The sequence below is a fragment of the Planococcus sp. ISL-109 genome, assembly GCF_018613655.1.
Taxonomy (GTDB): domain Bacteria; phylum Bacillota; class Bacilli; order Bacillales_A; family Planococcaceae; genus Planococcus.
The window spans coordinates 259,464-273,705 of the sequence record NZ_JAGGPW010000004.1; the positions used below are offsets into that span (position 1 = coordinate 259,464).

Below are 14,242 nucleotides of genomic sequence, written 5' to 3' on the forward strand. Positions count from 1 at the left end.
TACCTGAAAAGTGCGCTGTGTTTTTTTGTGTTGAAATCAGGGCTGGGTCAATTTAGCTGGGACTAGGCAATAGGAAAAACATGTCGTTATTGTGAACATGCAGCCTCAAGTTTGCGGTAGAGCTCTTTTTTTCTTATGATAAAGGGACCAGTCATAGAGAGGGATTGAACAGATGAAGCTAAGTGATTTTTCCATCAAAAGACCAGTATTGACCATCGTCACGATGCTTTTGGTCATTATTTTAGGAGCAGTGTCATTTCTCCGGATACCCGTTACATTAATTCCAGAGCTGAACCCTCCAATTGGTGTAGTCGTCACCAATTATCCAGGGGCGAGCCCGACCGAAGTGAACGAAAAAGTCACCAAGCCGCTCGAAGCGAACTTGGCGACTTTGCCCGGCATTGAGTCTATTCAATCCAATAGCCAAGAAGGGTCCAATTTCATTTTGCTGCAGTTCGGATGGGACACGGACATTGATGATGTTCAGTCGGAAGTGATGCAGCGTATTGCTCAGACTCCGATCCCTGACGACTCGAACGATCCACGATTTTTGAAGTTCGACCCGTCACAGTTTCCGATTATCCAATTGTCTCTTCGCGCCACTGATGCCGAGCAAGATGTGCGTGTTGTAGCGGAAGAGCTAGAAACACAGCTGCGCCAGACAGACGGGGTAGCAAGTGTTAACATTTCCGGTTCATTGATCGAAGACGTAACGATTCAACTTGACCAGCAGGAGCTGGAAGAACGAGGGTTACAACAGGCGGATATTGTTCAATTGATTCAAGTGAACAACATATCCTTGCCGGGTGATCCAATCGAGACAGAGGATGGCCGCAATTTGACGACGCGGATCGTCAGCACTTTGGAAAGTGTGGAAGACATCGAAAATCTTGTCGTGACGGTTGATGCGCTATCTGGCGATAAGGTCACCATTGCCGATGTAGCGGAAGTGGCTATTGCTGAACGTGAAACGAATAGTGAAACACGTGCCAACGATGAACCCGCGGTGCTGCTGTCAGTGCTGCAGGAATCCGGTGCCAATACCGCTGATGTATCCACCGCTTTTCAAGAGCGCTTGGATGAATTGCTGACAGAAGACCGCTTTTCATCTGTAGAAGCCGATGTGTTGTTCGACCAAGGAGATTATGTCAAGTTAGCAATTAATAACATCGGTCAAACTTTAATTCTTGGTGGCATTTTTGCGATGCTCGTCCTGTTCTTTTTCCTTCGCGGCATCAAGAGCCCGATCATCATCGGTGTTGCGATTCCTTATTCTGTCATTGTGACATTTGTGCTGATGTTTTTCGCCGATTTTGCGTTGAACATCTTGACGCTCGGGGCTTTGGCACTCGGAATCGGGATGCTCGTCGATAATGCCATCGTCGTAATCGAAAACATCGAACGGCATTTGGCGATGGGCAAAAAACCGAAGAAAGCGGCATCGGACGGAGCACGTGAAGTCGCAGGGGCGATTACCGCTTCGACATTTACGACTATCGCCGTTTTTGTGCCGGTCATATTCATCTCCGGTTTGATCGGGGAAATCTTCTTCGAATTTGCTTTAACGATCTCCTTTAGCTTGATTGCGTCGCTTGCCGTTGCATTAACCGTCATTCCAATGATGGCTTCACGGATGCTCGGGCAAAAAGACGGCAAGCCAAAGCAAGTGAAACCGGATTCAAAAGGAGTGCTGCGCTTTGAAAAAAGCGTTCTTTGGGCATTACGTCACCGGATTATCGTTCTCTTAACGGCACTTGCGTTTTTGGGGATCGGTGCATATGGCGTGTCCCAAGTAGGAACTGAATTTTTGCCGGCAACTGATGAAGGCTTTGTCAGCGTCTCAGTTGAACTCGACAACGGGGCGTCTACTGCAGCGACAAATAGCGTAGTCAACAGAATTGAAGAAGAGCTTCAAGCAGAATCGGATGTGGATGTCTATGTCAGCTTGATCGGATCGACTCAGGAAGGGCAGGCACAAGGACGTGCAGAATCCAATACAGCAGAAGTCTACGTCAAACTAGTGCCGCTTGATGAGCGGGATCGATCGGTGTTTGAGTTTGTCGATGAAGTACAGCCACGCGTGGTGGAAAAAATCGGTGAAGACGCTGTCGTCAGCTTTAATTTGCAAACAGCAGCCGGATCTACTCCAAACACGTTAAGCTTTACGGTGACCGATACAGACAAGCCGCGCCTCGATAGAGCGGTCGAAGACATCAATGAAAGTTTGGAAGCTTTACCGAATTTAGTGGAGTTGACTAATGACCGCCAAGAAACAATTGATGAAATTCAAATGACCATCAACCGCGAGGCGGCAACTGAAAACAATTTGCCACCTGCGCAAATCGCCCAAACCGTCAACAATATCACGCGCGGTGTGCTCGCCACGCAACTCATTGATGAGCGGGACGAAGTGCTGAGCGTGTTCGTGTCTTATAATGAAGAAGACCGCAACAGCGTAGAAACCTTGCGTGAGCTGACATTGCGCACCCCGTCCGGTGCCTTTGTCGAACTTCAGGAATTGGCGGATATTGAAATCGCGCAAGGGCCGGTATCGATCAGCCGTGTCGACCAAGCTGAAAGTGTTTCCTTTACGCTTCAGTATTCATCCAATAAAACGATGGGCGAAATGTCGGCAGCTGTCGATGAAGCCATTGCAGAACTCGAGCTGTCGGAACAGACACAAATCTCATTCGGTGGCGACCGCGAACTCTTTGATGATGCAATCAATGATATGTTATTAGCGGTTGTATTGGCGATTGTGCTCGTCTATATCGTTATGGCAGCGCAATTCGAATCGTTCAAATACCCGCTCGTCATCATGTTCACGGTGCCACTGATGGTCATCGGTGTGTCGATAGCCTTGTTTGTGACACAAACCCCAATCAGCATTACAGCGGTCATCGGTGTGCTGGTGCTCGTCGGTATTGTCGTCAACAACGGGATCGTCCTCGTCGATTACATCAATCAGCGGAAAGCAGCTGGCTTGAGTTCCTTAGATGCGATCACGACAGCGGTCCATGATCGCAGACGTCCGATTTTAATGACGGCTTTGACGACCATACTCGGTCTTCTGCCGCTTGCAATCGGCATCGGGGAAGGTACAGAAATCAACCAGCCGATGGGAATCGCCGTTATCGGCGGATTGATCAGCTCAACGTTCCTGTCATTGTATGTCGTTCCAGTTGTCTACAGTTTATTCGACCGGGAAACACGCTGGATGAACAGCAAAAAAAGAAAAGCCGAAAAAACCGAAAGTTAACCAGATCTGTGCAGATAATTCTGCACAGGTTTTTTTATGCATTATTTTCACTTAAGCTATCCAGTATTTAGTAGAATATAAAAAAGGGGAGGGATTGGATGAAGATGATGGTGTTTACAGGATTTCCAGGTTTTATCGCCACGCGGCTGATGGAAACGAGTGCTGAAAAAGGGGTGACGCTTGCCGCGATTGTTTTAGCGTCTGAAATGGAGGCGGCAAAAACGGCTGCCGGCCGCATCGAGAAGCAGACAGGATGTGGAAGCATCCGTTTGCTTGCTGGTGATATTACAAAACCAGGCTTGGCTTTATCAGGAGAAGATACACAGTATCTACAGGACCGTGAGCTGGTTTTTTGGCATTTGGCAGCGATCTATGATTTGGCCGTCCCGGAAGCGATCGCCCGGAAGGTCAATATCGAAGGCACCGGGCATGTGAATGACTTTGTCAAAAGCTTGAAAGGCCTGAAGCGTTATATGTATTTCAGCACCGCATATGTTGCAGGAGCTCGGGAAGGAATCATTCGTGAAGATGAACTGATCCGCCCGGAAGCATTCAAAAATCATTACGAAGAAACAAAATTTGAAGCGGAGCTATTGGTCGACAAGTTGAAAGGTGAACTGCCGGTGACAATCATTCGGCCGGGAATTGTCAGAGGACATTCGAAAAGCGGAGAAACATCGAAATTTGACGGCCCTTATTTTTTCCTGAACATGATTGACCGCATGAAGCACATGCCGGTGATTCCTTATATCGGCCACTCGAAAGCAACCATCAATGTCGTGCCGGTTGATTATATACTTGAGGCTTCGGTTTATTTAAGTTTATTGGATGAAGCCGCAGGAGCTACAGTCCATTTGACCGATCCGAATCCGCATCCTGTCGAGGAAGTTTACCGTGCAATGGTGCACGAAATGACCGGAACTTATCCGAAAGGCCACTTGCCGAAAAAGCTGGCCGCGCTGTCGATGTCGATCCCAATGGTTCGGAAGTACCTCAGCGTTGAAGCGGAAACACTGGATTATATGGACTGGCAGGCAAAATTCGATACACAGCGGGCACAAGCCCTGCTTCAAGAGAGTGACATCAAATGCGCTGATTTCCTTGAAACGATGCCGGCCATGGTGGCGTTTTATAAAGAGCATCGAGCCGATAAAAATTATCAAGTGCCCATCACTTGAATGTTTACGGAATCCAGCCAAGTGCCATAATCTATGTATAATTCAATAATCAAGACTCTCGTCAAAGGGGAGTAGCTAGAGGGAAACCTGCTTCACAGTCGCCAAGACATGGCTTATTTGTCATAGAGGATCAACATCGCGCTTAGCAAGACCTTTGCCTTTCATTAGACATAGGTCTTTTTTGTTGTTCATAAATAGGAGGAGATTATGGATACCATTTTGTTGGAATACACTTGGGTGCTGCTTGTGCTATCGGAATCGGGGGATTGCTAGCAGCCGTAGCGCTTGCTGTGACATTGCTGCATCTCGGTGATTTTGATCTTGGCGGAATCAACGGCGGTCAATTTGCTGTTATGCTTGCCGGTGGCTTGATCGGGGGCATCTTCTTGCGCTTTGCAGTCGATAAGTTTAACCGTTTGCTGGAAAGATTCCCGCAATTGGAGACCGCTGCTTTTGTCGTTGCCGACTGGGTAGGTGTCAAATTGCTCGTTTTGACCTTGTCCCACTAAATTCGGAAGTTTGCTGCATGATTTTCCGCATTCGACGCCGTGAACATTGACGTTTTGGACGGTCCTCTTAGAGATTGTGCTAGTCGGTGTTTTCACAGGGGGGAGAAAAAACAAACAGAATGCTTAAAGCATACGATAAGCTTAGTGGAGCATTTGCCCACCAAGCTTATTTTTTGGAAGATAAATGGACGGACACAAAATAGCGTTCAGCTACGAATAGAATAATGGCTAGAGTCGCCTCATTCTTTTCAATCCTTGGACGGAAAGTTACAATGAAGAAAAGGATTTGAAATGAGGTGAGTTGTATGCTTTTGACTGCTGTAGGCGGTTTGTTGGGGCATGGCGCCGGAATGCCATTAGAAACGATGGTCAAACAGGCGCAGCAAGGAGATGAAGAAGCACTGAATGATTTGCTCGCTTCACATATGCCTTTTGTAAAAAAGACGGCTGCCCAAGTATGCAAACGGTTCATTGATGAACACCAAGATGAATTCAGCATTGCGCTCTCAGCGTTTCATGAAGCGATCCGCCAATACCGGCCTGGACATGATGCATCATTTCTGACATTTGCCCATATGGTCATCAGGCGGCGGGTCATTGACTATATTCGAAAAGAAAGCAAACGAGTCGAGTTCAGCCATGATTTTTCAGTATCTCCAAATGAAGACCATCACAGCCATATTGGGGATGCGGCTTCAACGGTTTATCATACAATCGAACAACAAAATGATAAGAGGCGAGAGGAAATCCTTCGTTTTGAACAGCTGCTTGCAAGTTATGGTTTGTCATTCCAAATGCTCGTGAAAATCTCGCCATCTCATGAAGACGCCAGAAGAAACGCCATGCAAATTGCGCAGCTGGTAGCGGAAACGGACGATTATAAACAGTATTTGCTCGACAAGAAAAAACTGCCGGTCAAGCAAATCGAAGACCTCGTCCAGGTGTCACGGAAAACGATTGAACGGAACCGAAAATACATAATTGCAATGGCTTTGCTTTTGATGAGCGATTTGCATTATTTAAAAGATTATTTAAAGGAGCGGTTAAACTGATGCGGATGCAAAAAGGCATATGTATTGAACTTGATGGAGACCGCTCTGTCTTCATGCTTGCGGATGGCCGTTTCGTGACCGGCCATCCGCAAGAAGGCACAGCGGTCGGGGAGGAAGCGTTTTTTGAATCTTTCTCCAACACCAAATTAAAACGCCGCCGCGTTAAGGTACTTGCGATGCCAATTATTGCAGCAGTCGCTGTATTGATTTTGGCTTTCTCCACATTCATGATGCCGGAACAAGAAGCATACGGCTATGTCCAGGTGGAATCCAATCCTGGCATTGAACTCGCCGTAGACAACGAATGGCATGTAATTTCACTGCGGGAGCTGAATGTGGATGGCCAGCAATTGATCGAGCAACTTGATGCTTGGGAAAACGGGACTTTGGCAGATGTATTGGAAAATGTGCTTGCCCTGTCGATAAACGATGACACTGAGCAAGTGACCATTACGACTGTACAAGAACGAGGGGACACAAAAACCTTTTCAACCGTTGAACAAATTACATTAGCGGCATTAACCGCCAATGCAGGTAGAACCCTCCACATCCATTTGCGAGAAGCCAGTAAAGAACAATGGCGCCAAGCGAACAAGCAACAAGTGCCTGTTGGGCAATTTGCTGAAAACAGCCGGACTTTATCTTCCCCAACCAATGAGAATAATGAGGTGCAACCTGCTCAGATTGAAGAGAAGGAAATCGAAAACGTGAATAGCGATGGCCAAACCGATCAACCTGGTCCCGCGGAAAAGGAAAACCCGGATGTGCGATCGCCAGCTGAAGATTCAAATGACAAATCACCAGCTAGCCCTTCAGATGATGCAGGCAAATCACAACCGGTTCCAGCAGAAAAACCGAAACCCGCTTCACTAAAAGAAAACAACGGGAACAAGCCTACATCCAGCACAGAAGTTCCAGCGGTGAAAAAAGAATCGTCAAAATCTGCAAAGTCGTCTTCGGGTCAACCGAAAAATCCAAATGCAGGAAAAGACAACAGCTCAGTTCCTGCCAAGCCAAAATCTTCAACGGATAAAAAAGAAAATCCAGCTGATATTAAAGGCAATGAAAGCAAAAAAACAAATCAGCAAAACAATGATAATAAACAAAAAGAACAGCAAAATAAAGACAAGCAAGAAAAAGCAAAACAAAACAATAACAGCAACAATGATTCGAAAGGAAAAAGTGTGAGCGAAGAGAACAAGTTGAAAAAACCACAAAATAATGCGCCGAAAAAAGCAGATTCGAACAGCAGGCAGCCTGGAAATGGCCAGGGAGCGCATAATAAAAACAATTCATCGTCAAGTTCAACTGATGGAAAAGTGAATGCGCCAAATCCGGATAAAAAAGCGGAGAAAGATGACCCGCAATAAAGCCGTTTGTTTTCTTTTGCTGATGGCGAAATCACCGATATGACTGCCATTCAAATCGTTTATTCTTTAGAGGGCGCCGGCAACTGCGCATTTCTAAGGAATAGGCGTTTTTTTCGAAGCTCAAAATAAATGGTGTCAAGCACATGGGTATGTGCAGTTTTTCAGTGGAATCGCTCTACATTTCAAAATAGCTCTTTTCTTTTCCACTTTCTTTACATAGAATGAGAAGAGAGTTACTTGCGGAAGGGAATTTTACGCCTATGATCAAATCAGTTCAACGGATCCGGAATCTAACACCTGCCCAGGCAATCGTAGCGTATTATTTCGTAGCGATTGCTTTTTCCTTTTTGCTCCTAAGGCTTCCGGGAGTCTTGCAGCCTGGAGTGAGCATGACATATATCGATACGTTGTTCACCGCCGTCAGTGCTGTCAGCGTCACGGGATTGACGGTGATCAACGTCTCGGAAACGCTGTCTGTGTTCGGGATCATCATTTTGATGACCATTCTCCAGTTCGGGGGCATCGGAATCATGTCGATCGGGACATTCTTCTGGATCTTGCTCGGTAAGCGAATCGGGCTTCGGGAACGGCAATTGATCATGGTCGACCATAACCAGTCGAGCATGGCTGGCGTCGTGAAACTGATCACAGAAATCGTTAAGATTCTTTTGCTAATCGAAGCGATTGGGGCACTCATATTGACGGTGTACTTTACCCAATATTTCTACAGTTTCAGCGAAGCGCTCCTTCACGGTGTATTCGGCGCGGTTACTGCGACAACGAACGGCGGCTTCGACATCACCGGATCTTCCTTGCAGCCGTATGTCGATGATTATTTCGTCCAGATCGTCAATATGCTTCTGATCATACTCGGTGCGATCGGTTTTCCTGTATTGATCGAACTAAAGGAATTTTTGTCGAATGATACGAAAAATTTCCGCTTTTCACTGTTCACGAAAATCACGACGAGTATTTTCGGCATGCTGTTGGTCGTCGGCACGATCGGCATTTTGATTTTGGAGTCGGTCAATGCATTCAAAGGAATGTCCTGGCATCAGACGTTTTTCGGGGCACTATTCCATTCCGTTTCCTCCCGGTCCGGAGGGCTTGTCACAATCGATATTACACAATTCAGTGACGCGACCAATGTATTTATGAGCGCCTTAATGTTCATCGGCGCTTCTCCAAGTTCAGCAGGCGGCGGGATCCGGACGACGACATTTGCAATTGCCATCCTGTTTTTGATCAATTTCGCGCGAGGCAAGAACACGATCCAAATATTCAATAGGGAAATCGAATTGATCGATGTGTTTCGGTCGTTTGCGGTCATTTTCCTCGCAGGTTCGATGGTGTTATTTTCAACAATGGCCTTGATCATCACCGAACCGAATGCTTCTATCGTTGAAATTGTTTTTGAAATTACATCTGCTTTTGGAACGACCGGCATGTCGCTCGGCTTGACCAGTGATTTGTCATCGGTCGGAAAAGTCATTATTATGGTATTGATGTTCGTCGGGCGCGTCGGGCTGATTTCCTTCCTGTTCACGATTGGCGGCAAAACCGATCCGACGAAATTCCATTATCCGAAAGAGCGCGTCATCATCGGATAAGTCGACTGCACGTGCTATTCGGCTATCAAAACGATATAATCAATGTAATTGAGTAACTATAGTGGAAATGAGTGAAACAAAATGAATGAAGACATTAAGCAGTCATTGAAACTGTTCATCGTTTTGTCGAGAGCGCATAAAGCAATCTCGGAACAGACGAACCATTTTTTTCAAGAAAACGGGGTCAATCCGACAGAATTTGCTGTGCTCGAGTTGCTGTACCATAAAGGCCGGCAGCCGCTCCAAAAAATTGGCGGCAAGATTTTGCTAGCTAGCGGTTCCATTACGTATGTGATCGACAAATTGGAAAAGCGCCAATTTATCACACGGGTCAATTGCCCGAGCGACCGGCGCATCACGTATGCAGAAATCACCGATGAAGGAAAAGCGTTCATGGCTGAAATTTTCCCGGCGCACGAACAGAAACTGCATGCATTGACAGCAGCCTTGTCTCCAGAAGAAAAAGAGCAAGCGATCGAATTGATGAAAAAGCTCGGTTTGTCGATTAAAGATCTGTCTTATTAAAAAAAGATCCTCCGTTTATCACGGAGGATCTTTTTTTGTTATTTCTGTACGCGTTCGATCGTTTGTGCCATTTCGATGAAATCGTCTCGTGCTTCAATCGTGCTATGGTCGAAGATTGTCACGCGGACGATGATGTTGTCGCCTTCAAAAGCAATGCCGGTCACGTGGCCTTCCGCTGTTTCCACTTCATATGCTGCGGATTGGCTATAGGACGAGCCGTCGAACCCTGTAAACTCCTGCACTTCAGCATCCGGATTGGACGCTTGGACGGTGTCTTGTGTATTCGCCGCCAAATCATCGAAACTGATGTCACTCGGGTAATATGTTTCGATGCGCATAAATACGGCATCATTCTCTTCGAGGAACACGACGTCGCGGTTTGGCTCTTCAGCGGTGAACGCATAGCCATCGAGCACGTAAAGCTGGTAAGCTTGCTGATCGCTCATCGTCAGTTCCCCATCAGGCGCATCATGACTATCCCCGGATGTGCCGTCTGTATCCTCAGGCGCATCTGATTGATCTTCTGTTTCTTCCACATCGGTATCAGTTGTTTCTGCGGGAGTTTCCACTGGGTCTACTGCGTCTGGTTCATCTCCCGCCAGGTCAGCTGTGCCGCAGCCTGCCAAAAGAATCCCTGCAGTGAGAATTGCTGGAGTGAATAAAATATTCTTTTTCATGAATCAAATTCCTCCTTCCGGTTTCCCCATTAGACGACTGAAGGATGAAAACGTTTCAAGATAATTGAACAAAAAGGAATTGATGACGATAGCAGGAAAAGTTTCAAGCCGGTAAAGGAAAAATCAAAAACAGCAAGATCAGGATCACGAGGTGTGTGATGATCAGTAATGGCATGCTGCGTTTCCATTCGTAAAGCACACCGAGCACTGCCCCAGTTAAAATCCCAGCAATGATCGCTGGCCAAAAGCCGCTAAAAGAAAGTGCAACGCCGAATAGCAGCGACGCGCTCAAAATCGCGAGCGGCAACTTCATATACTTCTTCAATTGCTGCTGGATAAAGCCTCTCCAGAAAATTTCTTCTCCTGGAACGATGATGAACATCAATAATAAATAATGCCAAATGCTGCTCGGGGCAAAAATGGTCTGTAAAGCAGCGACAGGCCTTTGTATATTGAGTGGAAAAACGTCAAGGAACCGGTAGCCGAGCGCAAGGAGCGCATAAAGCAGCGTACCGAACATGACACCGTAAAGCAGCGACTGCCAAGTTTTCAGTTGATCGAAGACAGAGTAGTTTACAATGGCGATCGACATCAAGAGCAAAATGGCGAATGAGTACATATACCAAAAGACAGCTGTATTTTCAAAGGCAAGATGATACAAATAAAGTGAAAGCGGCAAAAGCCAAAGGAGCGAATGGCGCTTGAAAAAACTGAACATAGAAAAAATCCTCCTAAAATTGCGTCGGCGTATTGCCTAATTCAAACATATGGATTATGTGAGTGGACGGGAAAGGTTTAGTCCGTATAGTATTATAACAGAAGCATTTTGACAAAACGAAAGGAAAAGGGGAACATTTCATGACTGATTATTCAACTGAACTGGAACGATTAAGAAACGGGGAGCTACAAACCTTAAGAATTCCAAAAGAGGATTTTTTGGAATTTCGCAAAATATTAATCGAGCAAGAAGACTTCAAGCATTTTCGCGGCACCGCGTATCATCATGGCCTGACCGAATATGAATATACAGAACAGCCGTCAAAATAAATTTTCTAAAAAAGGTTTACCGTGCGTTTGCAGCGGGCATAGTATACTTGAACACAGCAACATTCTCATTTCCCCCTTTTGTGGTCGGCCCATTATGGACCGGCCTCTTTTTTTTGTTTGAAAAGAAGAGTGAATAGACTGACGATTTTTGCTACTATAGAAGTACTAAGGGAGGAAATTACATGAAAATTGGATTTATCGGAACGGGTGTCATGGGAAATAGCATTGGAGGACATTTGCTAGACGGGGGACATGAACTGTCTGTGTATACGAGAACCGCGTCAAAAGCTGAAGACTTATTGTCGAAGGGAGCGGTTTGGAAAAATAATCCGCAGGAACTGGCGCAGTCAGCAGAAGTGATTTTTACGATGGTCGGCTACCCGTCTGATGTCGAAGAAGTGTATTTCGGCGAAAACGGCTTGTTGCAGCATGCAGAAAAAGGAGCCATCTTTGTTGATTTAACGACCTCTCAACCGAAATTGGCACAAAAAATAGCACAAGCCGCTAAGGAAAAAGGAATGCACGCTTTAGATGCACCGGTTTCCGGGGGCGATATCGGGGCGAAGAACGCGGTCTTATCCGTCATGGTCGGAGGAGAAGAGCCGATTTTCAACGATATACTGCCGCTGTTCCGATTGTTCGCGGAAAACATCATCCACCAAGGACCTGCAGGCTCGGGGCAACATACGAAAATGTGCAACCAAATCAACATCGCCAATAATATGCTGGGGGTATGCGAGTCATTGATTTATGCGAAAAAAGCAGGCTTGGATCCAGAAAAGGTATTGCTCTCCATTACTACTGGCGCAGCAGGATCCTGGTCATTGTCGAATTTGGCGCCTAAAATGATCGAAGGGGATTTCCGTCCAGGGTTTTACATTAAGCATTTCATCAAAGACATGAAAATTGCAGTTCAAGCGGCGGAGCAATGGGGACTTGATTTGCCCGGACTTAAATTATCGCTCGGCCTCTACGAAGAACTTGAGGATGCAGGAGATGGTGATCTTGGGACGCAAGCGCTGATCCGGCATTTTGATTTTGCCGAAAAATGAGCAAATGAAAACCGGCAGCATTACCGCTGCCGGCTAGACTAATCAAAATAAGACTTTTTTGGTGTGTAGAAACGATCCATATCTTTTGGCTCGTAGCGTTTGGGAAGTGCCGATATGGCGGGATTTTTATCTGTCGGCTCTAGGCCAGTTAAGTTGCGCAACAGTTCTTTAGCATGTTTTAAATTCATGCGGCTAGGCGGATTGCGGTACGTTTCATCCAATTCACCCAAATGTTCGAGTGTGTGGAAATCTTCCTTTCTAGGAAGCATATGGAAATAGTAATCGCCGCATTTCACGAGGATGGAAGATTGTTGTTGGCTTTTGCGGGGGTTTTTACTGAAGTGCAAGCCCAGTTTCTGTGCTCTGTTTTGTTGGATCATCAAGTGTAGAGCTTCTTTTTTCAATGCATATAAATACTGGTTGTCTGTGGCGGTTTTGGCGTGGCGATTCACAGTGAATATTGCTTGTGCGATTTCCGAATCCTTGTTCGTAGAGGACATGGGCTCATTCCTTTCGCATTAATGGAGTGTTCATTCTCATGTATCATATCAAAATTTTCAATCACTGTACATAAAGTGGAATCAACTGCAGCGCTGCGCTGACGAATAATATAAGGGGATGTTGAGATGTTGAACGAACAAACAATTATTGTTACTGGGGGATCCAGTGGGATGGGTTTTCATATGGCACAGAAATTTGCGGCGGAAGGAGCGAATGTCGTCATTACCGGACGGGATATGGAGAAGCTGAACGAAGCTTTGACGAAATTGTCGGGACTGCGCGGGAAAGCAGAAGCGTTCCAAATGGATGTCCGCGAACCGGAACATGCCAAAGCGATGGTGAGTTTCGCCCACGAAAAGTTTGGCAGAATTGATGGGCTCGTCAATAATGCAGCGGGCAATTTCATTGTCCATGCAGAAAAGTTGTCGCCGAACGGTTGGCGCTCTGTTATCGACATTGTATTGAATGGGACGTTCTTCTGCTCCCACGCTGTAGGAAACTATTGGATTGAAAATGGCACAAAGGGGAATATACTTAATATGCTGGCTACGTATGCCTGGAATGCCGGTGCAGGTGTCGCACACTCTGCCGCCGCAAAAGCTGGGGTTATGTCGCTGACACGCACTTTGGCCGTGGAGTGGGGCACGCAATACGGCATTCGCGTCAATGGTATTGCCCCAGGCCCTATTGAGCGGACGGGCGGTGCGGACAAACTGTTTGAGTCAGAGGAAGCGAAAGAAAGAACGTTAAAATCAGTGCCGTTGGGGCGTCTTGGAAAACCGGAAGAAATAGCCGAGCTTGCAGCGTTTATCATGTCAGAGAAAGCGTCGTATATGAACGGGGAAATTGTGACTTTAGACGGTGGCCAGTGGTTAAACAAATTCCCTTTTTAAGCCAAATCACCCAATTAAATAGTTTCGGGATTCGTGTTATGTTATGATGTAATCGAAGTGTTTGGCATCAGACCATCCGATGCAAAAGGAGTAGAGCACATGATTTCATTACCGAGCAAAGATTTTCTAGAAACCCCGATCGAAGAATTTGTCATCTCGTCCGAAAAGGTAGCACATGTTCAAATCGGCAATAGTGCCGAGCATGCTTTATTAGTTTTGACGAAGACCGGCTATTCAGCCATCCCGGTTTTGGATGCGAAGTACCGGTTTCACGGCTTGATCAATGCCCAGCGCATCACAGATGCCATTCTAGGAATGGATCATATAGAATATGAAAAACTTGGGGATATCCGAGTCGAAGAAATTATGCAAACCGACCTGCCGCGCATTCATCTGCATGAACGATTCCAAAAAGCCTTGGATTTGGTGATCGACCAAAACTTCCTTTGTGTAGTCGATGATGAGGATATGTTTATGGGGATTTTGACGAGACGCATCGTTTTAAAGCAATTGAAAAAACAGCTATACCAGTTCAAGCGGTAACCATCCGAAAAAAGGCCTCATCCATT

14 protein-coding genes are annotated in these 14,242 nt (G+C 46.2%); 11 read left to right on the top strand and 3 right to left on the bottom strand.

Annotated elements, in window-relative coordinates:
* The first annotated feature begins 172 nt into the window (after positions 1-172).
* The 7 genes from J7E21_RS03070 to J7E21_RS03100 all read left to right on the top strand — a co-directional run bounded on the left by J7E21_RS03070 (position 173) and on the right by J7E21_RS03100 (position 9,503).
* Complete coding sequence (locus tag J7E21_RS03070) at positions 173-3,259, top strand: efflux RND transporter permease subunit (RefSeq protein WP_215104606.1); 3,087 nt, start codon at positions 173-175, stop codon at positions 3,257-3,259.
* Between the two features lie 98 nt (positions 3,260-3,357).
* The gene (locus tag J7E21_RS03075; RefSeq protein ID WP_215104608.1) at positions 3,358-4,437 is read left to right on the top strand and encodes an SDR family oxidoreductase; all 1,080 of its coding nucleotides are present in this window, start codon (positions 3,358-3,360) and stop codon (positions 4,435-4,437) included.
* A gap of 266 nt (positions 4,438-4,703) precedes the next feature.
* The gene (locus J7E21_RS03080; RefSeq protein ID WP_483313473.1) at positions 4,704-4,946 is read left to right on the top strand and encodes a TerC family protein; all 243 of its coding nucleotides are present in this window, start codon (positions 4,704-4,706) and stop codon (positions 4,944-4,946) included.
* A 305-nt stretch (positions 4,947-5,251) separates the two neighbouring features.
* Positions 5,252-5,998, top strand: coding sequence for an RNA polymerase sigma-I factor (gene sigI, locus J7E21_RS03085; RefSeq protein WP_215104610.1), 747 nt, complete (start codon positions 5,252-5,254; stop codon positions 5,996-5,998).
* A gap of 227 nt (positions 5,999-6,225) precedes the next feature.
* Positions 6,226-7,368 (top strand): anti-sigma-I factor RsgI family protein, encoded by a 1,143-nt coding sequence (locus tag J7E21_RS03090; protein WP_215104612.1) that lies wholly within the window; start codon positions 6,226-6,228, stop codon positions 7,366-7,368.
* Between the two features lie 260 nt (positions 7,369-7,628).
* Positions 7,629-8,978, top strand: a complete 1,350-nt coding sequence (locus J7E21_RS03095; RefSeq protein ID WP_215104614.1) for a TrkH family potassium uptake protein — start codon at positions 7,629-7,631, stop codon at positions 8,976-8,978.
* Positions 8,979-9,059: 81 nt separating this feature from the next.
* Positions 9,060-9,503: a MarR family winged helix-turn-helix transcriptional regulator gene (locus J7E21_RS03100; RefSeq protein ID WP_215104617.1), complete on the top strand. Its 444-nt coding sequence runs from the start codon at positions 9,060-9,062 to the stop codon at positions 9,501-9,503.
* Positions 9,504-9,541: 38 nt separating this feature from the next.
* Here J7E21_RS03100 and J7E21_RS03105 read toward each other — a convergent pair whose 3' ends face one another.
* Together J7E21_RS03105 and J7E21_RS03110 are read right to left on the bottom strand one after the other, a co-directional pair.
* A complete protein-coding gene (locus tag J7E21_RS03105) occupies positions 9,542-10,180 on the bottom strand; it encodes a hypothetical protein (RefSeq protein ID WP_215104618.1) in 639 nt (212 codons plus the stop codon).
* A 103-nt stretch (positions 10,181-10,283) separates the two neighbouring features.
* Complete coding sequence (locus J7E21_RS03110; protein ID WP_215104620.1) at positions 10,284-10,898, bottom strand: CPBP family intramembrane glutamic endopeptidase; 615 nt, start codon at positions 10,896-10,898, stop codon at positions 10,284-10,286.
* 140 nt (positions 10,899-11,038) lie between these two features.
* Here J7E21_RS03110 and J7E21_RS03115 point away from each other — a divergent pair, with 140 nt between their 5' ends.
* Both J7E21_RS03115 and J7E21_RS03120 read left to right on the top strand, forming a co-directional pair.
* Positions 11,039-11,227, top strand: a complete 189-nt coding sequence (locus J7E21_RS03115) for a hypothetical protein (RefSeq protein ID WP_215104623.1) — start codon at positions 11,039-11,041, stop codon at positions 11,225-11,227.
* Positions 11,228-11,409: 182 nt separating this feature from the next.
* Positions 11,410-12,279, top strand: a complete 870-nt coding sequence (locus tag J7E21_RS03120; RefSeq protein ID WP_215104624.1) for an NAD(P)-dependent oxidoreductase — start codon at positions 11,410-11,412, stop codon at positions 12,277-12,279.
* 38 nt (positions 12,280-12,317) lie between these two features.
* On the opposite strand, the gene J7E21_RS03125 is transcribed toward J7E21_RS03120, so the two are convergent.
* Positions 12,318-12,779, bottom strand: a complete 462-nt coding sequence (locus J7E21_RS03125) for a YkyB family protein (protein ID WP_215104627.1) — start codon at positions 12,777-12,779, stop codon at positions 12,318-12,320.
* Between the two features lie 126 nt (positions 12,780-12,905).
* Between J7E21_RS03125 and fadH the strand changes: the two genes are divergently transcribed.
* Both fadH and cbpB read left to right on the top strand, forming a co-directional pair.
* Positions 12,906-13,673, top strand: a complete 768-nt coding sequence (gene fadH, locus J7E21_RS03130; RefSeq protein WP_215104629.1) for a 2,4-dienoyl-CoA reductase — start codon at positions 12,906-12,908, stop codon at positions 13,671-13,673.
* 99 nt (positions 13,674-13,772) lie between these two features.
* Entirely contained in the window at positions 13,773-14,216 is a 444-nt protein-coding gene (gene cbpB / locus J7E21_RS03135; RefSeq protein ID WP_215104631.1) for a cyclic-di-AMP-binding protein CbpB, read from the top strand.
* The last annotated feature ends 26 nt before the right edge of the window (positions 14,217-14,242 follow it).

Excerpts from the sequence above, each read along its gene's own strand:
- J7E21_RS03100 (WP_215104617.1), top strand. The coding sequence starts at position 9,060 with ATGAATGAAGACATTAAGCAGTCATTGAAACTGTTCATCGTTTTGTCG.
- J7E21_RS03120 (WP_215104624.1), top strand. The coding sequence starts at position 11,410 with ATGAAAATTGGATTTATCGGAACGGGTGTCATGGGAAATAGCATTGGA.
- J7E21_RS03070 (WP_215104606.1), top strand. The coding sequence starts at position 173 with ATGAAGCTAAGTGATTTTTCCATCAAAAGACCAGTATTGACCATCGTC.
- fadH (WP_215104629.1), top strand. The coding sequence starts at position 12,906 with ATGTTGAACGAACAAACAATTATTGTTACTGGGGGATCCAGTGGGATG.
- sigI (WP_215104610.1), top strand. The coding sequence starts at position 5,252 with ATGCTTTTGACTGCTGTAGGCGGTTTGTTGGGGCATGGCGCCGGAATG.
- J7E21_RS03090 (WP_215104612.1), top strand. The coding sequence starts at position 6,226 with ATGATGCCGGAACAAGAAGCATACGGCTATGTCCAGGTGGAATCCAAT.
- J7E21_RS03075 (WP_215104608.1), top strand. The coding sequence starts at position 3,358 with ATGAAGATGATGGTGTTTACAGGATTTCCAGGTTTTATCGCCACGCGG.
- J7E21_RS03125 (WP_215104627.1), bottom strand. The coding sequence starts at position 12,779 with ATGTCCTCTACGAACAAGGATTCGGAAATCGCACAAGCAATATTCACT.
- J7E21_RS03110 (WP_215104620.1), bottom strand. The coding sequence starts at position 10,898 with ATGTTCAGTTTTTTCAAGCGCCATTCGCTCCTTTGGCTTTTGCCGCTT.
- J7E21_RS03095 (WP_215104614.1), top strand. The coding sequence starts at position 7,629 with ATGATCAAATCAGTTCAACGGATCCGGAATCTAACACCTGCCCAGGCA.
- J7E21_RS03105 (WP_215104618.1), bottom strand. The coding sequence starts at position 10,180 with ATGAAAAAGAATATTTTATTCACTCCAGCAATTCTCACTGCAGGGATT.
- cbpB (WP_215104631.1), top strand. The coding sequence starts at position 13,773 with ATGATTTCATTACCGAGCAAAGATTTTCTAGAAACCCCGATCGAAGAA.
- J7E21_RS03115 (WP_215104623.1), top strand. The coding sequence starts at position 11,039 with ATGACTGATTATTCAACTGAACTGGAACGATTAAGAAACGGGGAGCTA.